This window comes from Streptomyces rimosus, from assembly GCF_008704655.1.
Taxonomy (GTDB): domain Bacteria; phylum Actinomycetota; class Actinomycetes; order Streptomycetales; family Streptomycetaceae; genus Streptomyces; species Streptomyces rimosus.
On sequence record NZ_CP023688.1, the window covers coordinates 6,637,969 to 6,659,787 of the forward strand.

31 protein-coding genes are annotated in these 21,819 nt (G+C 71.0%); 4 read left to right on the forward strand and 27 right to left on the reverse strand.

Features of this window, described 5'->3' with window-relative positions; all coding sequences use genetic code 11:
- Positions 1-18 precede the first annotated feature (18 nt).
- The 3 genes from CP984_RS28800 to CP984_RS28805 form a co-directional block, all read right to left on the reverse strand.
- Positions 19-471, reverse strand: coding sequence for a hypothetical protein (locus tag CP984_RS28800; protein WP_003983867.1), 453 nt, complete (start codon positions 469-471; stop codon positions 19-21).
- Complete coding sequence (locus CP984_RS41480) at positions 468-644, reverse strand: hypothetical protein (protein WP_156100247.1); 177 nt, start codon at positions 642-644, stop codon at positions 468-470. Before CP984_RS41480 ends, CP984_RS28800 begins: the two co-directional genes overlap by 4 nt.
- Positions 645-727: 83 nt before the next feature.
- Positions 728-1,102: a recombinase family protein gene (locus CP984_RS28805; RefSeq protein ID WP_003983865.1), complete on the reverse strand. Its 375-nt coding sequence runs from the start codon at positions 1,100-1,102 to the stop codon at positions 728-730.
- Positions 1,103-1,671: 569 nt separating this feature from the next.
- Between CP984_RS28805 and CP984_RS28815 the strand changes: the two genes are divergently transcribed.
- A complete protein-coding gene (locus CP984_RS28815; protein ID WP_030180975.1) occupies positions 1,672-2,901 on the forward strand; it encodes a helix-turn-helix domain-containing protein in 1,230 nt (409 codons plus the stop codon).
- On the opposite strand, the gene CP984_RS28820 is transcribed toward CP984_RS28815, so the two are convergent.
- Positions 2,882-3,544, reverse strand: a complete 663-nt coding sequence (locus tag CP984_RS28820; protein ID WP_030180977.1) for an HAD family hydrolase — start codon at positions 3,542-3,544, stop codon at positions 2,882-2,884. The genes CP984_RS28815 and CP984_RS28820 overlap by 20 nt on opposite strands.
- 64 nt (positions 3,545-3,608) lie before the next feature.
- Between CP984_RS28820 and CP984_RS28825 the strand changes: the two genes are divergently transcribed.
- The 3 genes from CP984_RS28825 (at position 3,609) to CP984_RS28835 (ending at position 4,417) form a co-directional block, all read left to right on the forward strand.
- On the forward strand, positions 3,609-3,794 hold the full coding sequence (locus CP984_RS28825) for a hypothetical protein (protein WP_003983859.1): 186 nt from the start codon (positions 3,609-3,611) through the stop codon (positions 3,792-3,794).
- Positions 3,795-3,803: 9 nt separating this feature from the next.
- Positions 3,804-4,091, forward strand: coding sequence for a hypothetical protein (locus tag CP984_RS28830; protein WP_003983858.1), 288 nt, complete (start codon positions 3,804-3,806; stop codon positions 4,089-4,091).
- A 104-nt stretch (positions 4,092-4,195) separates the two neighbouring features.
- Positions 4,196-4,417, forward strand: a complete 222-nt coding sequence (locus CP984_RS28835) for a hypothetical protein (protein WP_003983857.1) — start codon at positions 4,196-4,198, stop codon at positions 4,415-4,417.
- 330 nt (positions 4,418-4,747) lie between these two features.
- Here CP984_RS28835 and CP984_RS28840 read toward each other — a convergent pair whose 3' ends face one another.
- The 23 genes from CP984_RS28840 to CP984_RS28945 all read right to left on the reverse strand — a co-directional run bounded on the left by CP984_RS28840 (position 4,748) and on the right by CP984_RS28945 (position 21,799).
- Positions 4,748-5,374 carry a collagen-like domain-containing protein gene (locus CP984_RS28840; protein WP_003983856.1) on the reverse strand — a complete coding sequence of 209 codons (627 nt, stop codon included), beginning with the start codon at positions 5,372-5,374 and terminating at the stop codon, positions 4,748-4,750.
- Complete coding sequence (locus CP984_RS28845; RefSeq protein WP_003983855.1) at positions 5,371-5,721, reverse strand: hypothetical protein; 351 nt, start codon at positions 5,719-5,721, stop codon at positions 5,371-5,373. The genes CP984_RS28840 and CP984_RS28845 overlap by 4 nt, the downstream gene beginning before the upstream one ends.
- A gap of 12 nt (positions 5,722-5,733) precedes the next feature.
- Positions 5,734-5,994, reverse strand: a complete 261-nt coding sequence (locus CP984_RS28850) for a hypothetical protein (protein ID WP_003983854.1) — start codon at positions 5,992-5,994, stop codon at positions 5,734-5,736.
- A 45-nt stretch (positions 5,995-6,039) separates the two neighbouring features.
- Positions 6,040-6,972, reverse strand: coding sequence for an N-acetylmuramoyl-L-alanine amidase (locus CP984_RS28855; protein WP_003983853.1), 933 nt, complete (start codon positions 6,970-6,972; stop codon positions 6,040-6,042).
- Between the two features lie 2 nt (positions 6,973-6,974).
- Positions 6,975-7,214, reverse strand: coding sequence for a hypothetical protein (locus CP984_RS28860; RefSeq protein WP_003983849.1), 240 nt, complete (start codon positions 7,212-7,214; stop codon positions 6,975-6,977).
- Positions 7,215-7,269: 55 nt separating this feature from the next.
- Positions 7,270-7,413, reverse strand: coding sequence for a hypothetical protein (locus tag CP984_RS41485; protein ID WP_003983848.1), 144 nt, complete (start codon positions 7,411-7,413; stop codon positions 7,270-7,272).
- A 10-nt stretch (positions 7,414-7,423) separates the two neighbouring features.
- Entirely contained in the window at positions 7,424-8,188 is a 765-nt protein-coding gene (locus tag CP984_RS28865; protein ID WP_003983847.1) for a hypothetical protein, read from the reverse strand.
- Positions 8,188-9,315, reverse strand: coding sequence for a hypothetical protein (locus CP984_RS28870; RefSeq protein ID WP_003983845.1), 1,128 nt, complete (start codon positions 9,313-9,315; stop codon positions 8,188-8,190). Before CP984_RS28870 ends, CP984_RS28865 begins: the two co-directional genes overlap by 1 nt.
- Positions 9,312-10,319 carry a hypothetical protein gene (locus CP984_RS28875; RefSeq protein WP_003983844.1) on the reverse strand — a complete coding sequence of 336 codons (1,008 nt, stop codon included), beginning with the start codon at positions 10,317-10,319 and terminating at the stop codon, positions 9,312-9,314. Before CP984_RS28875 ends, CP984_RS28870 begins: the two co-directional genes overlap by 4 nt.
- Before the next feature lie 11 nt (positions 10,320-10,330).
- The gene (locus CP984_RS28880) at positions 10,331-11,200 is read right to left on the reverse strand and encodes a phage distal tail protein (RefSeq protein ID WP_003983843.1); all 870 of its coding nucleotides are present in this window, start codon (positions 11,198-11,200) and stop codon (positions 10,331-10,333) included.
- Between the two features lie 10 nt (positions 11,201-11,210).
- Complete coding sequence (locus tag CP984_RS28885) at positions 11,211-16,025, reverse strand: phage tail tape measure protein (protein WP_139679702.1); 4,815 nt, start codon at positions 16,023-16,025, stop codon at positions 11,211-11,213.
- A 5-nt stretch (positions 16,026-16,030) separates the two neighbouring features.
- Positions 16,031-16,285 (reverse strand): hypothetical protein, encoded by a 255-nt coding sequence (locus CP984_RS28890; RefSeq protein ID WP_003981234.1) that lies wholly within the window; start codon positions 16,283-16,285, stop codon positions 16,031-16,033.
- A gap of 50 nt (positions 16,286-16,335) precedes the next feature.
- The gene (locus tag CP984_RS28895; RefSeq protein ID WP_003981233.1) at positions 16,336-16,854 is read right to left on the reverse strand and encodes a hypothetical protein; all 519 of its coding nucleotides are present in this window, start codon (positions 16,852-16,854) and stop codon (positions 16,336-16,338) included.
- Positions 16,854-17,333, reverse strand: coding sequence for a phage tail tube protein (locus CP984_RS28900; protein ID WP_003981231.1), 480 nt, complete (start codon positions 17,331-17,333; stop codon positions 16,854-16,856). The genes CP984_RS28895 and CP984_RS28900 overlap by 1 nt, the downstream gene beginning before the upstream one ends.
- Before the next feature lie 61 nt (positions 17,334-17,394).
- Positions 17,395-17,724: a hypothetical protein gene (locus CP984_RS28905; protein WP_003981230.1), complete on the reverse strand. Its 330-nt coding sequence runs from the start codon at positions 17,722-17,724 to the stop codon at positions 17,395-17,397.
- A gap of 12 nt (positions 17,725-17,736) precedes the next feature.
- Positions 17,737-18,147, reverse strand: a complete 411-nt coding sequence (locus tag CP984_RS28910) for a hypothetical protein (protein WP_226048713.1) — start codon at positions 18,145-18,147, stop codon at positions 17,737-17,739.
- A complete protein-coding gene (locus CP984_RS28915) occupies positions 18,138-18,524 on the reverse strand; it encodes a hypothetical protein (protein ID WP_003981228.1) in 387 nt (128 codons plus the stop codon). Before CP984_RS28915 ends, CP984_RS28910 begins: the two co-directional genes overlap by 10 nt.
- Positions 18,521-18,928 carry a DUF6093 family protein gene (locus tag CP984_RS28920; RefSeq protein WP_003981227.1) on the reverse strand — a complete coding sequence of 136 codons (408 nt, stop codon included), beginning with the start codon at positions 18,926-18,928 and terminating at the stop codon, positions 18,521-18,523. Before CP984_RS28920 ends, CP984_RS28915 begins: the two co-directional genes overlap by 4 nt.
- On the reverse strand, positions 18,925-19,506 hold the full coding sequence (locus tag CP984_RS28925) for a hypothetical protein (RefSeq protein WP_003981226.1): 582 nt from the start codon (positions 19,504-19,506) through the stop codon (positions 18,925-18,927). The genes CP984_RS28920 and CP984_RS28925 overlap by 4 nt, the downstream gene beginning before the upstream one ends.
- A 15-nt stretch (positions 19,507-19,521) precedes the next feature.
- Positions 19,522-19,770: a hypothetical protein gene (locus CP984_RS28930; protein ID WP_003981225.1), complete on the reverse strand. Its 249-nt coding sequence runs from the start codon at positions 19,768-19,770 to the stop codon at positions 19,522-19,524.
- 12 nt (positions 19,771-19,782) lie between these two features.
- Entirely contained in the window at positions 19,783-20,190 is a 408-nt protein-coding gene (locus tag CP984_RS28935) for a hypothetical protein (RefSeq protein WP_003981224.1), read from the reverse strand.
- Between the two features lie 19 nt (positions 20,191-20,209).
- The gene (locus CP984_RS28940) at positions 20,210-21,172 is read right to left on the reverse strand and encodes a phage major capsid protein (RefSeq protein WP_003981223.1); all 963 of its coding nucleotides are present in this window, start codon (positions 21,170-21,172) and stop codon (positions 20,210-20,212) included.
- A gap of 51 nt (positions 21,173-21,223) precedes the next feature.
- Positions 21,224-21,799, reverse strand: coding sequence for a hypothetical protein (locus CP984_RS28945; protein WP_003981222.1), 576 nt, complete (start codon positions 21,797-21,799; stop codon positions 21,224-21,226).
- Between the last annotated feature and the right edge of the window lie 20 nt (positions 21,800-21,819).

Consider the following 21,819-nt stretch of genomic DNA (forward strand, 5'->3'; position numbering starts at 1 on the left):
CAGGGCTATCCGTAGCCGTCAACCGGGCCCCGCGTCCGTGTCGCCCCGAGCGTAGAAAGGCGACACGGAAGCTCTGCGCGCTGCAGTCGCGCTGCGGAGGAGGGTGAGCACCGCCGCGAGGCGCTCCGGCTGTGCCAGGTAGGTGCCGCCCCAAGGGTGCGGCTTCACCCACCGCAGCCCATCGCTACGGGCGGCATGCGGCACGATCAGAGACCCGGACGTGCGCACCACGACCGTCGGCTGGAGTTGATGCCACAACCAGGCGGTCGGGTTGGCGCTGCCCCGAGGGATCAGCCACCATGCCCGGCCTTGCCGCGGGTCGACGATCGCGGGCGCCTCTACGCGCCGCAACTGGCGGACCCAGGCGGCCGTCTCGGCCGGGGCCTCGACCACGTCCCAGACGTCTCCGATCGGCACCACGGCTGTGCCGTCGCCCGGCGGAGCCGTCCACGGCTCGTTCATGTCGGTCACCTCCGGCTCTTCGAGAGGAACTGCTGCCACTCGCCCTCGGTGAGCGACCATGGCGGCTGCTCCGCGCAGGGCTGGCACAGGAGCAGCACCCAGCCGGGGCCAGAAAGATCAGCTTCGTGCACCTCGGCCAGGTCATCGGTCGCCGAGCAGCGGTTGCTGCACGTATCAGCCACGGGGGCCTCCCGAGGCAACGCCATACACGAGGGCTCCGAGCAGCGCCACGACAACGAGGACGTACACGGCCTGGCGCCGCCGGTCAGCCATCGGACCGGTTGACGAGCGCGGCGTGAGACCGCTCGTCGGACTCGTCGAATGTCGTCGCCACGTAGCCGCCGGCCTTGGCGACGCGCTGCTGCAGTGCGAGGCGCAGATCGCCGTCGCGGGCGAGGCGGTCCCACGTGTGCACCAGGCAGATCACCGGCCGCCGCGGGGCCTGCGTCCGCATGATCTCCAAGAGGGCCGTGAGTCGAGGGCGTTCGGGGCTCAGCGCGTCATCCCCGCGGTCGACCCACTCGTCCGCGATCTGCCAGTCGTGACGCCTGGCGTAGGTACGGCAGCCTTCGAGCCGCATGTCGAGGATGGCGTGGGACCGCGTAGCGTTCCGGTCGTAGATGAGGGCGAGGGGCTTCATGGCATCCCCGTTCGGGATCGCAGGTTGATCGAGTCCTCCAGTGCCGCGCGCAGGGCCTCCGCCTGAGTGAGCCAGTCACCATCTCCAGGACAAACCCTCCAGTGCACCCCCGGACCAGCCGTACGCCGCGCAGGCGGTACCGCGAGAACAGCCCCCGTCGAAAGGAGTCGCGTACCAGGGACGTCCCACTGGTCAACGGAGCCCGGCGCGATGAACCAGTACAGAGCGCACTGGGGATCGTCGATGACGGCGCCGCATCGCGTACCGAGGATCCCGATGGCGGGCCCGCCGATGGAATGCGGTACGCGGACCGCGTCCCAACTGGCGCCGACCTCTGACAAGCTCTTGTCCGGCCCCAGACAGCTCGGCGGTGACATCGCGGCTCCTCGACCTCAGCACTCGGAAGTGGAATGTGGCCAAGAATGGACGCACCGCTGCCGCTTGACGAGGACTTACAGAGGACTTCTTACGGCGCCAAAGAGGACTTTCTTACAGTCGCGCGGGTGATGGCTGGCCCGCACAGGGACTTTCGGGGGACACTGGCGCCAACCTTCGGAAGAGAGGTCACCGTGCCGGGGAACGTTCGCCTCAAGTCCGCTCGCGTGGCAGCGGGGTACGCTTCACAGCGCGCACTGGCCGACGCGCTCGGCGTCGACCCGCGCCAGGTACGTAGGTGGGAGTCGGACAACCCACCATGGCCGCAGGCTCCCATCCAGAAGGAACTCACGCGCCTTCTGGGACAGGACATGCGGGCCCTGGGCTTCACCCCACCCGAGGGACACGAACCCGCCTCGCCGAGGCGCCAGAGCCCGGCAAACATCCCGGTCGAAGGCAGCCTGCCAGTCGTGCCGTCGCATCCGCCCACGACCATGCAACCTCCGAGCGTGGCCGAGGACTTCGCCGCCGTGACACGAGCGCACCGCCGCATGTACTGGTCTGTCGCGCCGGCAACCCTTCATCCGGCAGCTCTCGCACACACCACCCTCGGGTGCGCGCTCCTGTCCGAGACCGCTGGGGAGACACGACGGGCCGTGGCTGCCGCGCTCGCAGAGACGTATCTGCTCGCCGGGCGCATCGAATTCTTCGACCTCCGCCTGCCCGACAGCGCTGGCCCGACACTGCTGCGGGCCCTGCAGGCCGCTGGCGAGGCAGATGACCACCTCCTCGGCGCGGCCATCTTGGCGCACACCGCCTTCATCCCCGGATGGTCCGGAGACCGGGAAGCCGCCGTAGAGCGCATGGTCGCGGCCCGCACCTACGCCCGGCGCGGTTCCGCTCCGCCTCCGTTGATGGCGTGGCTCGACGCCGTAGAGGCTGAGTGCGAGACCCGCTGCGGAAACGTCCGGACGGCCCTGCACCTGCTCCAACACGCAGAGGACACTCTCGCCGCAGCCTCCCACGCCGACGGCGAGGCGATGCCCGAGTGGATGGATTGGTTCAGCCGTACGCGGTTGGCCGCGTTCAAGGGGAACACCCAATTGCGGGCAGGCCATCTTCCGCAGGCGCGCACCACGCTCCTCGGCGTGCTGGATGAGCTTCCGCCGACAGAAGCGAAGCAGGCCACTGTGGTTCTCGGCGACCTAGCTGCCGTTGAGGCGGCGGCTGGCCGACCTGAGGCGGCGTGCGAGTTCGCGCGCCGAGCCCTCGAACAGTTGGAGACGACCTGGTACGCGACGGGCATGGACCGCATACGAGAGGTCCGCCGCGCCCTGGCCCCGCACCAGCACGAGCAGTGCGTACGGGACCTGGACGAGCGGCTGTACGGATGGACAACGACGGTCAGCGCTCTCGCGCGTTGAACTTCTTGATCGCCTCCGACAGGTCGGCGAGCGACTCGATCCGGAACGTGGGCAGCTCGCGCGCTTCCGCGGTGTTCCACTGGATCGTCGCCCACGGGCCGCGGTGGATGAGCGCCGTGTGCATCCCGCACGCGGCGCCCGGTCGCAGGTCGTTGTCGACGCGGTCGCCGACGTACAGGATCTCGTTGTTCTCGTACGGCACGACCTCGGCGACCCGCTCGAAGAACAGTGGGTCCGGCTTGCTCGCGCCCCAGTCGTCCGAGGTGCCGATCAGGTCCACGTCCTCGGTGAACAGCTCCCGCAGGATGCTGCCTGCCCGTACGGTCTGGTTGCCGGCGATGCCGAGCCACAGTCCGTCGGCTCGGAGCTGGGCGAGTGCCGGGCGCACGTCCGGGTACAGGTCGCCCTCGTCGAAGTGCTCCGGCTGGCCAGCGTCCGCGCGTGCCTGACGCTGCTCGTACAGGTCGAAGCCCGGCTGGAACTCCTGGAACACCTCGCGGTAGTCGCGGCCCTGCGCGATCACCGCCCCGAACATCGCGTGGAACGTATGACGCGGGACACCGAGCCAATCGGCCCACGTCCCGTACTCCCGCGTCTCGTCGACCAGGCACTCACCGACATCGAAGACCACAGCGCGAATCATGCGCGCATCCTACGGCCCCCGAATTACCGGGAGATTGTCAGCGCCTGCCCGTAGCATCGGCAGCATGCCCAGCCTCTGCGCTCCCGCCCCCGCCGCTCCGCGGTCCGTGGCCGAGGTGAACGAGGAGATACGCGCCTACATGCAGGCGAGGTCAGGACGCCCGCTGTGGCCGGAGGAGCAGATGCAGTACGAGCAACTCCTCAGGGAGTGGGCTGCGGCGGTACGAGGGGATATAGCCACGACCGCGTAATATCAGCCAGTGGCCATCGAACTCACAGACGAATTGATCAAGCTGGAAGAAGCCGCCATCGCGGAGCACACGAAAGTGCTGGCCATCCAGGCCGGGCACGGCCGGCCTGCCGACGGCGACGGCTGGACCGATGCCCAGCACACGGCCTGGCAACAGCAGTGGGACGCCTGGCGCACGGCCGCGGAAGCCGTCCAGGCCGCCATCACCGCCCACGCCGAGGCGACCGAGCAGAGCCGCTACGAGGTCGAGCGCGAGCTGAAGCGCAAGGTCCGGCACCCGGAACCCGAGGGTGAGTAGCCCACACCGGAGAAACCACCCCCGGGCCTATTCAGACGACGCGGCGGCACTCGCGCGGGCAGCGTGCGGATGCGCCCCGCTGCGCCCTCCCGCAGGCTGGATGTATGGCCGCGCGCATCGTCATCCAGGAGCCCAGCCCGACGGGCGGCCGGCGGGTGCGCGCCGACGGGCAGATCCTCGGCCTCGCGCACAGCGACCGGGATGTGGTCGAGTTCCTGCGGCGGGCCGGGCTGCCCGACGCCGAGCCGCTGCTCGACGACCCGGCGTGGGTCGAATGGCGCGGCGGACAACCGCACGACTACGGTGGGCCCAGCCTCAGCGCGTGACCGGCGGCCGACTATCCGGATCTCCACCCACCGAGTCGATCAGGCGGCGAAGGCGGCTGACCTCCGCGAGAAGGTCCCGCAACGCAGCACGCGTACCTTCCGCGGCTAGGCTGCCCTCCCGGGCAAGCTCCTCGTCGAGCTGCCGGATGCGGGCTTCGCGGTTCGGCGACAGTGGCTCATCAGCATCGGCCTGCAGAACGCGATATCGGGGTGTCCAGCACCGTTCGGCCATGCTGCATCCTCCGCCGAGTATGCACAAGATCGCCACTGTTCCGACCTCGCCGACACGACGAAGCGCCCCGCCCCTGCCGGAGCAGGGGCGGGGCGTATTCACTTCTTCTTCCGGTCAGGTTCGAGCGCGGTAGAAGTGCTGGACTGAGTCTGCTCTGGCGTAGGGGCTCCGTCGCGGCGGCATACGAGCGCGTCCGGGTCGCCGAGCGGGGCCTGGAGGGAGTAGCCGGCTGGGCAGGTCTGGCCGTCGCGCCCGGTTGCGCCGTCCTTGCCCGCCGGTCCGGCCGGGCCAGGCTGGCCCTGCGGCCCTTGGGGCCCGGGCTGACCAGCATCGCCGTCCGTGCCCGCAGCACCGTCCGCGCCGTCGATTCCCGAGGCGCCCGCCTTCCCGGCCGTGCCGGAGGCACCCTTCACACCGGTCGGCCCCGCGGGCCCGGGGGAGCCCGCAGAGCCGACCGGGCCGGGAGCACCTCGGGGACCGGTCGGTCCATGTACGGTCCGGCCCGGGTCGCCGCGGTTGCCGGGCGGGCCCGCGACCGGCCGGCCGCCGAGCGCCTGAACCTGCCGGGCGAGCGCATCGCGCGCCCCGTTCGCGGTCTGCAGCTCACCGTGCAAGTCGACGACCTGCACGGCCAACCAGGCCATGCCACTGAGAAACAGCAGAACAGTGATCACGGCGAGCCACTCAGCGCGCGGCAGCCCGGTGGCCTTGTGCTGGGTGCTCATTTCGCGATCACCGCCCACACCGAGATTGCCGCGGCCAACAGGCCCATCAGTACAGGCAAGATCATCTGATAGAGACGAGCCTGCCGTTCACGCTCCCGTCGGTCACGCTCGGCCAACTGGTACTGCTCGAAGGCCCGCTCCAGCGTCTCCCGCGCATCCTCGGCCTTCTGCAAATCCTGGCTCAGAGCGGTGATGCGCTGGTCGGTGTACGCGGACTGCAGGCTGTAGACCTCGGTGGACACGACCTTGTCCAGGCGCGAGTTGATGCCCTGCGCCATCGCCTGGATCTCCTGGCGCAGGGCAGAAACGGCCCGCCCGAGTTCGCCCACAGATAGCTCGTCGGGCACGGCAACCTCCGGTCAGACGCCCTTGGCCAGCGACGCGGAGTTCTTCACATCGGAGAGCCTGGCGAGCAGGCCCTTGCCGAAGGCGAGCACGGCGCCGACTCCGCCCGCAGCGGCGGCGTACCACATCGAGGCATCCAGAGGAGTCGTCACAACGATGCCGCCGACGAATGACTGAAGGAACGTACTCAGCACCCGTTCCCCCAGGTCACGGGCGAAGGTCTTGCCGGTCTTGAAGACGGTCTCGGCGGACGGAAGAGATATCGGCTCGGTCATCGTGCGGGTCCGTTCTGTTGTAGTTGGGGAGGTAGGCGATCGCAGTTACTCGGCGAGGCGATCCGCGATCTTCTGAGCGACGGCCTCGGCGATCGCGGTGGCGAGGCCGGGGGCACTGGCCACCTTCTCGGCGAGCTTGGTCATCTGCTCGTCGGTCAGGTCGATGGGCTTGAGGTTGGTGACCTTGGCGTCGACCGCCTTGATGGCAGCGCTGGTGTCGCGGAGGTAGGCGTAGGCGTCGCGCGGCTCGTCGGTGCCTTTGTACGTCCACGGCGCTATCGCGCGCTCTCGGTGGATCTCGGCGAGCTGCTGAGCCTGCTGGGGGGTGAGGGACACGTCGTCCTCCTCGGGGTTGGGGGTGCCGGGCTTGCCGGCCAGGCGATTGGCGACCCGGGCGCGCATGGCTGGCATGGTGAAACCGCGCGGGTCGATCTTGTCCTTGGACCACTCCAAGTGGCCGATCACGCTCTTGGCACCCCAGCTGTGGGCCCGGCAGATGGCGGCCGATACGCGCTCGATCGCGTCGAGCTGGGCGGCGGGCCATGGGTCCGCGCCGTCGCCGCGGTTGATGCACTCGAAGCCGTAGAAGGCGTGGTTGCCGTCGGTGCCGTCGAGGTTGCCCCGGGTCGGGCGGGACGGTGCCGTGCCGTACGACTCGTCGGTGACCTGCCGCAACACGGCAGGGCAGCCGCCACCAGCGTGGTTGGCGCGGCCGTAACCGACGAGGTACACCGTGCCGTCTTTGGCGATGACACCGTGGCACAGTGGGCCCGGGAGGTTGCTGTAGCCGTCGCGGCAGAGCTGCACGGACGATGCGGTCCCGGAGGACACGGTGTGGTGGACGATGACACCGTGGACCGGGCCCCAGGCGCCCCGGCTGTTGCGGTTGTGGGTGCGCCAGGAGCCGAACTCAACGACACGGACGCCCTCGGCTCTGAGCGCCGCCAGGAACCGATCCGCGGACAGGGGCGGGGCCACGGTCAGCTCTCCTCGGGGGTGCGGTCGTCCCAGACGATGCGGGTGGCGCCGCCGTGGCCATGGACCGCCTCGGCGTCGTCGAGAGACCCCCAGAACACGGTCGACGGGCGGTCACCGCGCCAGCGGACGGACACGGAGCCGTCCGGCCATACGACTCCGTCAGCGATGGTGCCGGTACCAGAGATGCCGGTTACGTCCCGCTCACGTTGCAGAGTGAATAGGCGGGGGAGCGGGTCGGACATGTGGTCCTCCAGTCATGTGCAAGGCCCCGCACGAGCGGGGCCTTGGTGGGGTGGGTCAGGTGGCCGGGGGGCCGTCGGGGTCGGCCGGGCGGTCCGGCGGGGGCTGGGACGGCATGGTGGGGCCCGGCGGCGGGGTCGGCAGGAGCGGCCCCTCGGGCTGCGGGGTGTCCGGCGGACGCTCCTCGATCGGTGTGCTCACGGGCTGCTCCTCAGCTCTGGAGGGTGTAGGCGGAGATCAGTGAGGCGCGGAGGGTTCCGGTGCCGCTGACGCGCCGGCCGCGCACGCGGATGTCGACCTGCTGCATGTGCGCGTAGCCGGTCAGGTCGACGGGGCCGAAGGTGAACCAGTCCGCGGCGAACGCGACCGGGAAGCTGTTGGCGACGTTGTTGCCGACGATCAGGTCTACGACGCCGGTCGCGCCCGAGGTGTCCATGGCGGCCCGGATGACCACGACGAGCCTCGGCTGCTGCTTGTAGATGCGCCCGATCCACAGCTCCTGCGCGGCTGTGGATGACGTGCGGGGCCAGTAATCCCAGCCCCCCTGGTACGCCGGAGCCATCGGCACCGGCAGGTACGGGCGGGCCAGGCCGGACCCGGACACGGTGTCGTCGGCGATCACGGGGTTGTCCTGGCGGTCCCAGAATGCCCACGCCTGCGTCGCGTCGCCGATGCCCCCGAAGCAGGTAAACACGTCGGTTCCGTCCTCGCGGCGCATCCAGATCGCCTGCTGCGGGGTGCCGTCGGAGTGGTTGAACCGCTCGTCGCGGATCGCCCCGACGTCCACGACGCGGACGCCGGGCGGGGTGTCCATCGCGAGGCGGCCGCCGGCGGTGACGCGGACGCCACCGGCACCGACGGTCGCGGCCTCCAGGCGCCGCGCCGCGCGCAGTTCACGCACTTCGCGTTCCAGGGTTGCGATGCGGCGGGCGAGGGTGGTCGCGTCGGGCGGCAGCTGGCTGGCGGGGGTGGGCATCAGTCCTCCACGAGGATCGGGCGGATTCGGTCGGCGCCGGGGTCCAGCTCCCACGCCCAGGCGCGGGCCACGGTCTCGGCGCCGCGCGGGTGCCGCGGCGAGGACTCGACGGCGATGCGGACGGTGTCGCCCAGGCCCCAGTCCCGGCCGATGCGCGGCGCGACGGAGGCGACGGCCTCGACACTCCACACCTTGGCCCCGGTCTGCATCATCGCCAGGGCCTTCGACGCATGGGCGTTGAGCTGGACGGGGTCGGTGATGCCGGAGGCGGGGGTGAAGCGGTGCACCCAGCGCGGCCACCCGCCCGCGATCAGCGCGTCGGCGGTGTAGACCTGGCTGGTCAGACGGCCGGCGGACTCGCCCTCACCGCGGGCCTGTACGACCGTGGCGCCCTTCCCCGCCTCGTACGACTCGGCGAGGGTGTAGGAGCTGACACAGCCCGGGAAGTCGAACACCGCCTCCGGTGCTGCGGCTTGTGCACCGATGGCCGGCCGGACGCGGATCGGCAGCACGAAGCCGCTGTGGTCGGCGTTCCAGGCGACATCGATCGTCCACTCGGGCCCGCCGTCCATGCCCATGATCTCCTGCACGGCCGACAGGATCGTCCGGTCATCGCCGTCCAGCACCGAGTAGTCCAGCGGCCGGCCGGTCGGCGGCGCGTCCAGGACGAACGGCGGGCCCCCGTCGAGCGCGTTGCTGAGGAGGCTGGTCAGGACGGCGGCCTGGTCCTGCTGGACAGCGGTGACGGTGCCGGTGTACCGGCCGTCGAGGTACCGCTCGGGGGTGGCGCACTGCAGGCTGATGTCGGTGGCGCTGCCGCCGTCGCGGGTCAGGACGATGCCCGGCCAGATGGGGGTGTCGGTCGCTGTGTCGACGGCGACCAGCATGGACCTGCCGCCCGCGGTGGCGGCCTCCCAGTCGGCCGGCGCCCCGGCCAGGCCGAGGCTGGCGCTGAGCGTGGTCGCCTCACCCAGTTTGCGGGTGAGCGCGCCACTGGGCTTGAGGCCGCGCAGGTCCTCGATGATGGAGCCGGTGCGCAGGTCGCAGCCGTACCAGGCAAGGGTGACGGGCACCTGGGGGTCGGGCTGGCCGAGAGGAGCGGCGGGCAGCACGGTCGGCGTGCTCATGCGAGGGGGTACCGGATGCCGCGCAGGCTGAACCAGTTCACCTCAGTCGGTCCCGCGGTGGCGCTCACCAGCGCGACAGTGCCGTCCTGATGGAAATCGATCTTGCAATTGTTGATCGCCATCAGCTCCCCGGAGGCCGAGGTGGCGTTGCGGGCGATGGTGAAGGACGCGCGCCCGGTCGGCCGGAGCAGGGGCGGCAGCGCGGCGGAGAGGATGTTGGCGACCTGGGCGCCGTTGGCCCTGTTGGCGCCGCCGTCCCACTCCATGTAGTCGGTGCCGCGGTCGTTGTACTTGCGGTAGCGGATGGGACCGTTGAGATTGCCGGAGTCGGTGGTGTTGCCCTGCGTGTAGCCGGTGCCGAGCGTGGGCGTGGTCCAGCCGACGGTCTGTACCTTCTGGTAGGTGTCCCAGCCGGTGCCGTTCCAGCGCTGCAGGTCGGTGCCGTTGTCGCGGTACATGCCGGTGTACAGGCCCGCGGCGGTTGCGTCCGGCAGGATGCCGCCGGGCGCCACGGTGTACGGCCGGATGGCCAGGGATACCGAGGGGGCACCGCCGCCGACGGGCGGCACGGTGATCGTGGCCAGGGTGACCCCGATGACCGTGCCGGTCGGGGTGGGCATCACCGGCGTCGAGGACGGTGTGCCGGGCAGGTAGACGATGTCGGCCTGGCGCAGCCCGGATCCGTCGACCGTCGTGTCCCACACCCGCAGGTAGACGAGGTCGATGCGGGACAGGGTGGCGTGCGCGGCCTGCAGGGTGCCGGACCAGGCGGTGGGCAGCGCCGCCCGGTAGGTGCCCTGCCCGGTGTACCAGACCCACGCCACACCGGGGCTGACGTTGATCGTGGTGCCGGACAGGGTGGTGGTCAGGCCCGGGTCGCCCGGCCGGACGCCGGAACGGCCCCCGAACGCCAGGCCGTTGCTCATCACGCCCAGGAGCGCGGCACGCCGCAGCTCGCCCTCGTCGTAGGTGAGCGTGTTGATGTCGAGCGGATCGAAGGGCACGCGGGCCTCCTTCACATCCAGGCCGAGCGCCAGCGGACGGTCAGCAGAGCGGTAGGGGAGTAGGCGGCGGCCCTGAACTGGTAGCTGACGGCCCCGCCGGCGGGGATGGTGGGCCAGCCCTGAGGCGTGGTCAGGTAGCGGCGCCGGCTGACGTTGCCGTTGAGGATCGCGGTGTGGGCGTCGGTGTCGATGACGAGCTGGTCGCCGTCGGCGAGGTCCAGGCCGTACATCAGCATCCGCACCGACCCGTCCGGCATCTGCCCGAACACCGTCGGCCTGCTGACCGGACCGGTGATCGTCATCGTCGGCCGGGTGTCCATGCTGCCTTCGTTGTAGGCGTCGACCTGCCCGGCCACGGTCGTCGCCGCCAGCGTGTACGGCACGGCGTACGGCGGCGTCAGCCCGCCGGTGGTGACCGGCAGGCCCGTACTGCCCTGCTGCAGGACGGTGGCGTACCGCCGCGGGTCCGCCGCCGTGACCAGCACCGAGTAGGACGCGATCTGGTCCGTCAGGTACTCCAGCAGCGGCTCACCCGCACGCCGGACCGTGACCAGTTTCGGGATGCTCTCGTGGACGACCAGAGGGGTGTCGGTCAGCGCGGCCGCGGACCGCAGCCGCTCCATCGCATCGTCCAGCGCGGCCAGGTCCGGCGCGGTGATGGTGCCGGCCAGCGTGACTGGCCGCTCCCCGAGGTAGACCGGCGACGCCCACGTGCCGTGATCTCCCTCGCGCGGCTGGTACTCCGCCCGCACTGCCGCCGAGCCCCAGCCGTCCAATTTCATCAGGGACCAAGCGACCCCCGAGCTGTCCACGGCCCCGAGCGGGAGCGGGCCGAGATCGGCCCGCAGCCCGCCGAGACTGTCGCCCGCGGCGTACGGCACCGCGCACCTCCTATCCCACGAACGCCAGATGGCGCGCGATGTCGGCGGCCTGCTCGGCCGTGCTCTGTTTGGCGCCGTCGAGGTTGACCGTGGTGTGCCGGGCGATTTCCTGCACCACCGGCCGCTGCTCCGTACGGGCGGCCCCGTACCGGCCGGCGGGCACCAGCTGGTAGCCCATGAGCCCGGCCGTCCGCGACAGCAGGCCGCGCGAGCGGGTCGAGTCGTCGACCGGGATCCACGACTCGACCTTTCCGGCCTCGGCGGCGAGGACGGCGGTGGGCCGGGTGAGGATGCCGCCGCGCGCCATCGCGGTGACCCCGCCCTGCCCCGTCCACTGCGCCAGGAAGGTGCGCTTGTACGTGTCGGGCAGCTTGTTGATCTGCGCGAGCATCTTCGGCACCAGCGTCTTCAGCGTGCTGAAGTCGACGCCCGCGCCGATGACGTCGGCGATGCCCGCGCCCGGCTTCGAGCGAAGTGCGGTCAGCACGGTCAGCGACGCGGTCAGCTCCTCGCCGGTCAAGGCCCGGTTGTGCTTGCCCACGGCCTTGTTCGCCGCGGCCACGTCGCTGGCCTTGCCGGTGACGGCCTGGTGGGCCAGGTCCATCGCTGTGGCGTCGCCCTGCGCCGCCAGTTGCGCGGCCAGGTCCCCGAAGCCCCGGCTGGCGAGGGTCTGCAGGTCGGCGGCGAACTGCTCGCTTTTCGCCGTGCTGTTGCCCAGCTGCTTGGTGAAATCGCTCAGCGTGGCCTTGGCGATGCCCCCGACCTTCTGCAGCTTGCCGATGATGTCCTTGAACTGCTTGTCGGACGCCTTCGCCAGCTGCTCAACGAGCGCGTAGCCCTCCGAGCCCATGCCTTCCAGCAGCTCGCGGATGTCCTGGCCCCCGCGCTTGGAGATGATGTCCAGGTTGCGCTTCCACCAGTTCGTCGCCGCGAGGGAGTCGTTGAGCTGCTTCTGGTAAGCGGCCAGGCTGAAGCCGGACGGCGGCTTGGCTCCGGACGGCAGGCCCAACTGCTGGTTGTACCACTTGACGTCGGCGTACTCCTTGTTGACCTTGTTCTGCGCCGCCCGCAGCTCGGCCTTGGTGTGCTTCCCCTTCTTGATCTTGGTCAGGTCGTTGACGGCCGTCTGGTACTCGGCGTACGCGTCCCGCAGCTTGCTGATCAGCTCGTCGTAGCGCTGCTTGGGGTCGCCGCCCAGGCCGGACATGGTCACCCCGCCGGTCGGCGTGTACGTGAACCCACCGCCCGCGAAGCCCTGCACGCCGCCCCGCGCGAACTTCGGGAGGCGCTCGCTGTTGACCGCGTCGAGGAACGGCAGCCCGTACCGCCGCACCGCCGACGCCCTGACCACGTACTCGCGGTCGGAGAGCCGGACCGGCCCGGCCGCCATGAGCGCGAGGATCGAGTCGGACGTGTCGGTGCCAGGCCCCCGCACGTAACCCCGCGGGCGCACCTGCACGTCGCCGCCGCCCGCGTAGCCCACTGGGCCGCCGCGGGCGCGCCCGTTGACTCCGGGGGCGTAGGGGCCGGGCAGGCTGCGGAGGTACTCGGTTTTGAAGATGCTGACAGTGACCTGCTTGTGGTTCTGGATGTTGTCGATCGCGCCCTGGATGCGGGCGGCCTGCGCGGACGGAGGGCCGGTCGGGATGGAGACGGTCACCGAGCCGTCCGGCATGTGCGTGACCCGGTACCCGAGCGCTTTCAGGGCCTGCTCGGCGGTAGCGGTGAGCGCGTGCATCGGGATCTCTTTGCCCTTGGTGTTGCGGATCTTGCTCTGGAGCTGCTGCAGATCCGCCACCGCGGCCTTGGTCTCCGCCTTGACGTCGGTCGTCTTCGACGCCGGCAGCTGAGCGTAGGCTGCCGTCAGCCGGTTGATCGCATCCGTTGAGAACCCCGCAGCGTGCATCGTGCGCTTCAGCGCCGCGATGTCCTGCTCCAGAACGGCGTTGCCCGCGGCGATGCTGTTCTTCTGCTCGGCCACCGACTGGGCATGCGTCATCGCCGCCTTGGCCGCGTCCAGGAACGCGCCCTTGACCGCGCGACCCTTTTCGCTGGTCACGTCGAGACTGCGGCCGTTCTCCTTGACGGCTTCCGTCAGCGAGTGCAGTGACGACTGGAACGCGATCTCGTCCTGGCCCGCCGAGATGTTCACGCCGTTGAGCGCGGACAGCGCGTCGGTCAGTTTCTCGGCCGCGGTGCGCTGGTCCTCGAACTGCTCCTTCGTCATCGCGGCCTGGTTGCTCAGTTGCTTCTGCCCTTGGGCCGACAGCTTGGCCTGCGTGTCCGCGCCCGCCAATGCGTCGGCATACTGCGGCAGCAGCTCCTTGACCTTGTCCGTGGATACGCCCTGCTTCTCGGCCTCTGCGGCCAACCGGGAGAACGCCTTCTGTGCCACGTCCGCGCTGCCGGACTGGACCATCTGAGTCAGGGCCTCATCAAGGGCGTTGACCTTGTCCTTGGCCTCCGTCAGCCCGCCGGCCTCACCGCCGATCAGCGGCACCTTGCCCAGCGCGTCCGTGAACGCCGTCAGCCCCTCGGGATCGGTGATGCGCTTCACCGCGTCCCCAAAGCCGTCGAGATCCTTACCGAACGCCTTGCTGACCTCGCCCGCCGCCTTGCCCCGCACCGCGAGGTCGACCAGCGAGTTCGTCAGCTTGGTGACGTTGGGCGGGGCTTCCAGCAGCTTCCGGCCGAGCGCGTCCACGCCGAACTTCACCGCGGCGAGAGCACCAACGACCAGGCCGACCTTGCCGAGCGTTATCATCGCGGCCCGTGCACGCGCCGCCGTCAGCCCCATCGCCACCAGTTCACGGCGTACGGCCATGATGCGCGGCAACATCAGCAGCAGCGCCGTGCCGGCCAGACCGACCGCGCCCACGATGCCGACGACGGCCGTCACGCTGCGCTGGGCGGCAGGCGAAAGGTTGTTGTACCAGTTCACGGCGCTGGTCAGGGCCTGCGTCATGTTGCGGAGCATCCCGTTCGCGGCGGAGCCGGACGAGATCAGTCCGGTCGTCAGTGCGCTCGTCAACCGCTCGTAGTCTCCGGCGAGGTTGTCGGTCATCGTGGCCGCGACCCTGGTCGCGTAGCCGGAGTCGGAGACCGCTTTCCGCCAGGTGTCGACGCCGATCGCGCCGGCCTGGTAGAGGATCGTGGCCGCGCGCACCGCGTCGCTGCCGAAGATCGTCGCGAAGGCCGCGTTCCTCGCCTCGGGAGTCAGGTTCCCGAACGAGTCGTGCAACCGCTGCGCCATCTCGCTCAGGCCGACGAAATTCCCCTGCGAGTCGTACGCCGAAAAACCCACGGCATCCATCGCGGCCTGAGCCTCATTGGACTGCGGGGTGAGGCGCTGCAGCATGACCTTCAGCGACGTGCCCGCATCCGAGCCGGTCAGAGCGTTCTGAGCGAACATCGCCAGAGTGCCGACCGTGTCCTCCAGCGACAAGCCGGTCTGGTTGGCCAGCAGCGCGGTCTGTCTGAACGCCATGCCCATGTCGTGCACGTTCGTGGCGCTCTTGCCCGCGCCTGCCGAGATGACGTCGGCGATGTGCGCGACGTCCGCGCCCTTCAAGTGGAAGGCGTTCATCGCCTGGGCCGAGATGATGGCGCTCTCGCCCAACTCCAGCTGTCCAGAAGCAGCGAGGTCCAGGCTCCCCTTCAGGGCGCCGCCGATGATGTCGGCCGTCGAGACGCCCGCGCGCGCCAGCTCCGCTTCCGCGTTCGCCGCCTCGGAGGCGGAATACTTGGTGGCGTTGCCCGCGTCCAGTGCGGCTTGGGAGAGCTGTCGCATCTCGGCCGCCGAGCCGTCCGTGACGGCCCGGACCTCGGACATGCCCTTTTCGAAGGACGCGGCGGCCAGCGCCGCAGCGACGAACGCGCCCACCAGCCCAAGGCTCGCGATCCGGACAGCCTTGAGCGCCCTCGTGCCGTTGTTGGCGACGCCCATGATGCCGGCGCCCGCCGCGACGGCCGCCAGGTGCATGGACCCGAGCGCCCGGCCGGTCGCCGCGGCAGCGGCCGACCAGCGGGCCGCCACCCAGCCCGCCGCGGACCCGGCCGCCGTACGCGCGGCCGCCATCGACCCGGTGACCGCCGCCGACGTCGCCCGCCAGCGGGCCGCCACGGCCCCGGCCGCCGCCGACCAGCGCGCCGACACCGCCGCCGCACCAGCCCCAGCCGCGCCCTGCACGCCTGCAGCGCCTCGGCCCACCGCCGCCATCGCGGCCTGCCAGCGCGCGGCCACCGCCGATGACGCGGCGGACCATCGCGAAGCAACCGCGCCCGCCCCGGCCGACAGGCCGGCCGCCGCGCGCGAGCCCGCGGCGGTGGCCAGGGCCGCCAGCCGCGGGAACCGCGCCTGCGTCGCGGTGAGCGCCGCGTTCCACCGCAGCGTGACCCGGTCGGCGCCGGACGCCAGGCCCGCGCCCATCAGCGCCCCGCCCGTGCGGGCGGCGGCCGCCGTACGGGCGATGCGGGACTGCACCGTCTGCGTGGCCGCCTGCCACCGGGCGGACACCTGCGCCGCTGCCCGGCTGGAGGCCGCGCTGATCGGCGAGAACGCCGCCGCACCCCGCGCTCCGAGCCGGTTCATGGACGCCGAGGCCCGCTGAGCCATGCCGTTGACCGCGGCGCTGGCCCGGCCGGACTGCACCTGGGCCGCGCGGGCCATCGACGTCAGCGACGCCTCGGCCCGCTGGGTGCCGGCGCGGGCGCTCGCCGCGATCTGCCCGGCCGTCTGCTGGGTGACGCGGGCGGCCTGCCGCATCGCGGCCTGGTACGGCATAACGGTGCCGGTCAGGACAACCCGGACGGTACGGTCAGCCACGGCGATCACCTCTTCAGGATCGAGACGTGAAGGCCGCGGGGATCACCCCCCGACTCCTGATAACGGTGCGCCGCACGGGCACCAGTAGCGCAGGCATGGCAGCGCAGCAACTCTGCGCCATACGCGAATTCGGCATCGATCGCGGAGACCTCGGACCACGGCTGCCCGCAGTCCGGGCAGGTGTCGGCCTCCACCTGGGCCAGCGCCAGAGCCCAGGCCCGGTCCTCCTCCGTCCACAGCGGCTCCCCGGGCTGCGGCATGGGGCGCCCCATGAAGATCGAGCGCGGGACGCCCCAGGCGCGGGCGGTCTCTACTTCCCGTCGGTGAGGGAGGCCAGGATCGAGGAGGCGCTGACAGAGAAAGGGACGCTCGTCGCCTCAGCATTCACGTCGTACGCCGCCTGGCACAGCTCGGTCCGCTGGCCCTCGTTGAGGACCTCGAACAGCTCGGCGACCTGTTCAGCGGACATCACGGGCTCGATGCAGCACTCCGCGAGCAGGGCCTGCGGGAAGGTGGCCGGGTCCCACAGCTGGTTCTTGTCCTTCGACGGGTGCGCGGCCACGAGGTCGGAGTAGGCGAGCCGACCGAGCGACCGCAGCCGGAAGTCGACCTTGGACTTCTTCAGCCGCTCGCGGGCGGCGGCGATCTGCTTGGCCAGCTTCTCGCCCGGGTGCTTCGCTCCCAGGCTGTCCGGCTGCCAGGTGCCCGACAGTCCGGCCAGCTCCGCCTCCAGCCGCTCGACCTCGGCCGCCTCGTCACCGGCCAGGTACAGCGGCACGGTCTTCTCACGCGGCTTGGCCCGCTTGATGATCTCGGTGATGTCCGGCATCAGGCCACCACCGCTCGCGTCGTCGGGGCGGTCGTCAGCATCATCTTCGAGGTGAATTTCGCGACTTCGTTCGCGGCGGGCGGCGCGGAGGCCGGTTCACCGCAGGCGATCGGGTAGATCTCGACCTCCTGGCCAGGCGCGAACGCGATCTCGTAGTCGATGCCGCGGCGGACGCCCAGGTAGCCGTGGGTGCCGTAGGTGAAGGTCTTCCACGGCAGGTCCTCCTGCGGGGTGGTACCCCGCTTGCACGTCACCTCGATGTCGTATTTCACGCGGCCCGGCTCGGCCGTGTCGAAGCGGCTCGCGAGGCTGTTCGTGTCGACGCTGGCGGTGTCGGGGTCGATCTTCAGGCCGTCCGGGGTGACGCGCCACGTAATGTCGGGCGCGGCGTTCAGCTCGGGGGCCGGCGGTGCGCTCTGGGAGCTGATCGACGCCAGCCAGATCACCTTCGTCTTGCCATCGGAGATCAGATCGGACATGAGGTGCCTCCTCGGGGCATAAAGAAAGCCCCGTCGGGCGGGGCGGCGGAGCGGGGCGGTGTCAGCTGCGGAAGGCTCCGACGGTCACGGATGTCGTGGACGAGTAGCTGATGGATGCCAGGCCATCGGCCGGGTTGGTGTTCAGGTCCTCGTAGATGGGGATCTTCTTCGTTCCCGAGGCGGGGACGGTGACCGTGCGGTCGGCGGCCTGCTGGCCGCGTACCGAGGCGTACGAGGCGATGGTCACGGTGACCGACGAGGCGCCGCCGTTGGCGACTTCCACGAAGACCCGGTCGCCGCCCGGCTTGACCTTGTCGCCGCCGGACGCGGCGTTGGACAGAGTGGACGTGGTGCCGGCCGCCAGCAGCGGCTGGACAGTGAGCGTGGCCATGGACCCTCCCGGTCAGGCAGTGGATTTCAGCCGGTACTGCACCGGCAGGAAGAAGGTGGGCGGGGATACGTCGTCGTCGCGGGCGACCGGCGGACCACCCAGCTCCTCCGGCCGCCAGGTACTGCGGCCCGGCACCGCCAGCGGCGGATGCAGGGCGCGGCGGACCTGTTGAGCCACCCACAGGCACTGCTCGGCGGTCGGCCCCACGCAGGTGACCTGGAAGAGGACGACGAGGTCGGTGCGGCGGTCGGCCAGCGACTCGCACCCGACGGTGCCGGGGTCCGGGTACAGGACCGCGTACCGGCCGGTGGAGGGCACTGGCGATGGGGCTCCGCCCAGCCCCACCGCCAGCCCCGCGCCCGCCAGCGCCGCCCGCACCGCCTCGATGTGCGGGCCGATGTCCGGGACCGAGGTCACTGCCACGGCGCCCGGAGAGTAAGGGCCACCACGTGCGCGGTGAACCGCGGCGCCTCGGCGGCCAGGGCCCGGCCGCCGTCGTTGTGCGGCCGGTTGTGCACGGACCCGAATTCGAGCAGGTTGCCCAGCGCGCCCTGCTTGCGGGCCTTGTCCGGGCCAATCTCCGCGCTCGCGCCGCCCGGGATGGGCAGCACGTCGTAGGAGATGCTGCGCGGGTAGTGCCGCGCGTGCCGCCCGGCCGTCGCCGCGGCGGTCGCGGCCCACGTCTTCTTGATGCTCAGGGCGCCGCGGGTGACGATGCTCGTCATCTGCTGCTCCGCCCGCGCCGGCGCCGACCGCAGCGCCACCGCCGTGCGCTGCAACTCCCGTACATCTGCCGTCATGACCTCTCCTCCGCGCTGATCCGCCACGCCGTGGCCGTACTGCTGTAGTCCGCGCCGGTCACCCACAGCCGCAGGCCCGCCATCCGCGCGTCCGGCGACGCCAGGACGTCGATCACGTCCCCTGGACGGGGCCGGAGCGGCGGTACCGGGGCGGCCCAGGGCAGGGATACGGTGAACCGGCGCAGCGTCAGCGGCTGTTCGCCTGCGTCGACCTCACGGCCCTCGGCCGACAAGGGCTTGACCCGCGCCGGCCCGGTGTAGAGCGCGGTCGACGCGGCCGGTGTGGTCGTGCCCGTCGACCAGTCGAAGTCGTCCGCGCCGGGCCGGTACATCGCCACCGTCTCGCGCGCCAGTGCCGCGGCCGCCGCCCGGCCCGCCGCCAGGATTGCGTCGAGTTCGTTCACCGCAGTGCCACCGTGCCGATGCGCCGCCGGTAGGGGGCCAGCATTTCGCGGTGGGCCGCTGACAGGGTGCCGGAGCCCAGCGACTCCGACGCGAAGACCTTGCGGCGCTGGTAGTCGTCGATCGTGACGTCGTACTCGCGCAGCCAGCCGGGGTTGGTCACCGACATCGAGGCCAGGTCCAGGCAGACCGCGCGGACGTCGTCGGGCACCTCGGCCCAGCCGTGGGTGTAGGTCACCTCCACCAGGCCCGGGTCCGGGTAGGTGGTGGTGCCCGGCAGGCGCCGCCAGCCGCCCGTCCGCAGGAGCCGGTCGCCGGAGAGCACCCAGTCCAGCAGGACCAGGGCGTGCACCCGCACCCGGGCCACCGAGACGACGGGTCGCTGCGGCAGCACCAGTTCGCACTCGTCCAGGACCCGCAGGGTGGCGATGTCGTCGGTCACGCGGGTGATGGTCTGCCGCGTCCACTTGCGGATGATGGCCGAGGCGGAGGCCAGGGCGAGGTTGGCCGTGGCCTCGTTGATCTCCGACTGGGTGACGGCGGCGAGTTCGGCCGCCGTCGCGAACGGGGGAAGGGCCACGGCGGCCTCCTTTCGTTACCGTCCCCGTGCGGCGCGCCGGGCGGCCTCGGCGGCCTCCGGGTCCGTCTCCGGGGTCGGCCTGCCCTGGATCACGCCGGCCACGGTGTAGTGCTCGTTGGGTGTCGGGTCGGTCTCGACGCCGTAGAAGCCCCGTTGCTGCGCCTTGTCGGTGGCGTGCTGGACCTCCCTGGCCGCCGGGTCGTCCGCGGGTGCGTCCGGGGTCTCCGGCTCGGCCGGCTTGCTGGTGCGCGGTGCTGCGGCCACGAGGGCCACCTCCTAGTTACGGGAGAGGGTGACGCGGACGAGGCCGCCCGGGTCGGTGATGCCGGTGCCGACGTGGACGGACCGCCACTGGACGGTGTCCCCGGCGGCCAGGAGCAGGTTGGCGGCCGTGCCGGACAGCGTCAGGGCCCGCTCGTTGTAGGCCGCGGCGTTGACGCCGCTGGTCAGCGCCAGCGTGGCCACCGTGGCCGTGCCGGACCCGGCCTGGCCCTTGTTCACCAGGGACAGGGTGCGCGAGTTGGTGTCGGCGCCGGTGACGGCCGCCTCCGGCACGTACTCCACCGCCGTGACGGTGCAGTCGAACGGGGCCTGGAAGGCCACGGTGTCCTCGTCGTTGCCCGCGGTGGCCACGGACGGCACGTCGGCCTCGACGACCCGGACGAAGGGGGCGGTGTCTGCCATGAACGTTCCTCCTTCCGCGTCAGGCGCCAACGGTCTTGAGCACGCCGACGGGGTAGCGGCTGGCCTCGGTGGGCTGCTCGTTGTTGATGCGGTTCGAGACCTGCCAGCCCACCCGGAACGTCAGGCGCACGGCGGTCATGTCCTGCTGGGCGAGGTTGTAGATGATCGCTCCGGTGTTGTCCTGGATGACGGCCTGGTCCAGCACCTTCATGGTGATGTCGGAGCGGACCCCGATCACGAACTCGTTCCAGTCCCCGGCGAACAGCCGCACGCCGTCCACGCCCGCGCCGCCGGCCAGGGGGAACATGCCCTTCATGGCGTACTGGATCGGGTAGCCGTCCAGGGTGCGCAGGTCACCGCTGGTGCGGCCGACGTCGAGCTTGCGGCCCTGGGTGTCCCGGGCCCGGCGCAGCTTGGACTTGGCGGAGGTGGCGGCGACGAAGCCGTTGACCTCGAAGCCGTCGGCCTCCACCTTCTCGTAGAGGTTGTCGATGTCGCCGAAGAAGCCGCCCTGGGCGGCGGTGGAGCCCTCGTTGACGCTGTTGCCCGCGGCGGCGGCCGCCGACATGATGTTCGTCGGGAAGCTGGAGGGGGCGTTGGTGCCGAAGAAGATGGTGGAGTCCAGCAGCCGGCCGAACGCCTCGCGCACCAGCGGCTCGGCCTCGTCCCACAGGTCCGCGTCGGTGTCCGCCAGGACGTTGTCGGGGAAGGGGGCGATCGTCGCCATTTCCTCGATGTTGAGGAACTTGTTGCTCCAGTTGATCTCTGTGGTCTGCTTCAGGCCGGTGTCTCCGGCGACCCAGTAGGCCACCGGCAGGGCCGAGAGGATCGGCAGCCGGACCTGCCCGCGGGCGACCGGGATCCGCTTGAACATGGCCAGTGCCGCGGAATCCTCCACGGCCTTGCCGAGCATCTCCTTGGAGACTTCCTCGGGGATGAGGGCCGCCGCATCGGTGCGGCTGGTGACGTTGTTGTAGGCCACGGCTGTCGCCTGCCTTTCCAGGAAATGGCCGGCCGCCGGGCCGGACGTGTACTAGGAGGTGCCCGCCGCCTGGCGGATCAGGTCGTTCATGGACGTGGGCTTGGCCGCCGTCGTGCGCGCGCCGCCGTCGAAGGACGGGGCCGCCTCGGCGCGGGCCAGGTGCGGCTTGCTCTTGAGCAGGTCCGCGAGCGCCTTCTCGATGCCCTTGGTGTCGACATCGCCCGCGTCGTCGATGTACGCGCCGAGGTCGAGGAAGGCCGCGGCGTCCGACGGGTCCGCAAACGTCTTCGCGGCGAGCGCCTTGACCTCGGCGCGGACGACGCGCTGCGTCAGCGCCGAAATCTGGCCCTCGGCCTTCGCGGCGCGGTCGGTGGCCTGCTCCAAGTCGCTCTTGGACGCCGCTTCGAGGTCGTCGAACCGCTTGGCTTTCGCCGCGTTGGCCTTCGCCCGCTCCTCGTTCTTGCGGGACAGGGTCTGCCACTTGTCGCGGTCGGCCTCCGCGGCGGCCAGGCGCTCGGCCACCGTCGGCTCGGGACCCGTGCCGGTGCCGGTGGCGGCCTGGTGCTGGTCGTCCGGCGCGGTGCCCTCGGCGGGCCCGGCGGATTGCTCGGTGCTGGATTCGGACATGTGCATCTCCCGTTTCGGGA

What these genes read in the sequence shown, in the direction of transcription:
- CP984_RS28805 (WP_003983865.1), bottom strand. Translation starts at nt 1,102, where the DNA reads ATGAAGCCCCTCGCCCTCATCTACGACCGGAACGCTACGCGGTCCCAC.
- CP984_RS28820 (WP_030180977.1), bottom strand. Translation starts at nt 3,544, where the DNA reads ATGATTCGCGCTGTGGTCTTCGATGTCGGTGAGTGCCTGGTCGACGAG.
- CP984_RS28825 (WP_003983859.1), top strand. Translation starts at nt 3,609, where the DNA reads ATGCCCAGCCTCTGCGCTCCCGCCCCCGCCGCTCCGCGGTCCGTGGCC.
- CP984_RS28835 (WP_003983857.1), top strand. Translation starts at nt 4,196, where the DNA reads ATGGCCGCGCGCATCGTCATCCAGGAGCCCAGCCCGACGGGCGGCCGG.
- CP984_RS28840 (WP_003983856.1), bottom strand. Translation starts at nt 5,374, where the DNA reads ATGAGCACCCAGCACAAGGCCACCGGGCTGCCGCGCGCTGAGTGGCTC.
- CP984_RS28850 (WP_003983854.1), bottom strand. Translation starts at nt 5,994, where the DNA reads ATGACCGAGCCGATATCTCTTCCGTCCGCCGAGACCGTCTTCAAGACC.
- CP984_RS28860 (WP_003983849.1), bottom strand. Translation starts at nt 7,214, where the DNA reads ATGTCCGACCCGCTCCCCCGCCTATTCACTCTGCAACGTGAGCGGGAC.
- CP984_RS28865 (WP_003983847.1), bottom strand. Translation starts at nt 8,188, where the DNA reads ATGCCCACCCCCGCCAGCCAGCTGCCGCCCGACGCGACCACCCTCGCC.
- CP984_RS28870 (WP_003983845.1), bottom strand. Translation starts at nt 9,315, where the DNA reads ATGAGCACGCCGACCGTGCTGCCCGCCGCTCCTCTCGGCCAGCCCGAC.
- CP984_RS28890 (WP_003981234.1), bottom strand. Translation starts at nt 16,285, where the DNA reads ATGCCGCAGCCCGGGGAGCCGCTGTGGACGGAGGAGGACCGGGCCTGG.
- CP984_RS28895 (WP_003981233.1), bottom strand. Translation starts at nt 16,854, where the DNA reads ATGCCGGACATCACCGAGATCATCAAGCGGGCCAAGCCGCGTGAGAAG.
- CP984_RS28900 (WP_003981231.1), bottom strand. Translation starts at nt 17,333, where the DNA reads ATGTCCGATCTGATCTCCGATGGCAAGACGAAGGTGATCTGGCTGGCG.
- CP984_RS28905 (WP_003981230.1), bottom strand. Translation starts at nt 17,724, where the DNA reads ATGGCCACGCTCACTGTCCAGCCGCTGCTGGCGGCCGGCACCACGTCC.
- CP984_RS28915 (WP_003981228.1), bottom strand. Translation starts at nt 18,524, where the DNA reads ATGACGGCAGATGTACGGGAGTTGCAGCGCACGGCGGTGGCGCTGCGG.
- CP984_RS28935 (WP_003981224.1), bottom strand. Translation starts at nt 20,190, where the DNA reads ATGGCAGACACCGCCCCCTTCGTCCGGGTCGTCGAGGCCGACGTGCCG.
- CP984_RS28945 (WP_003981222.1), bottom strand. Translation starts at nt 21,799, where the DNA reads ATGTCCGAATCCAGCACCGAGCAATCCGCCGGGCCCGCCGAGGGCACC.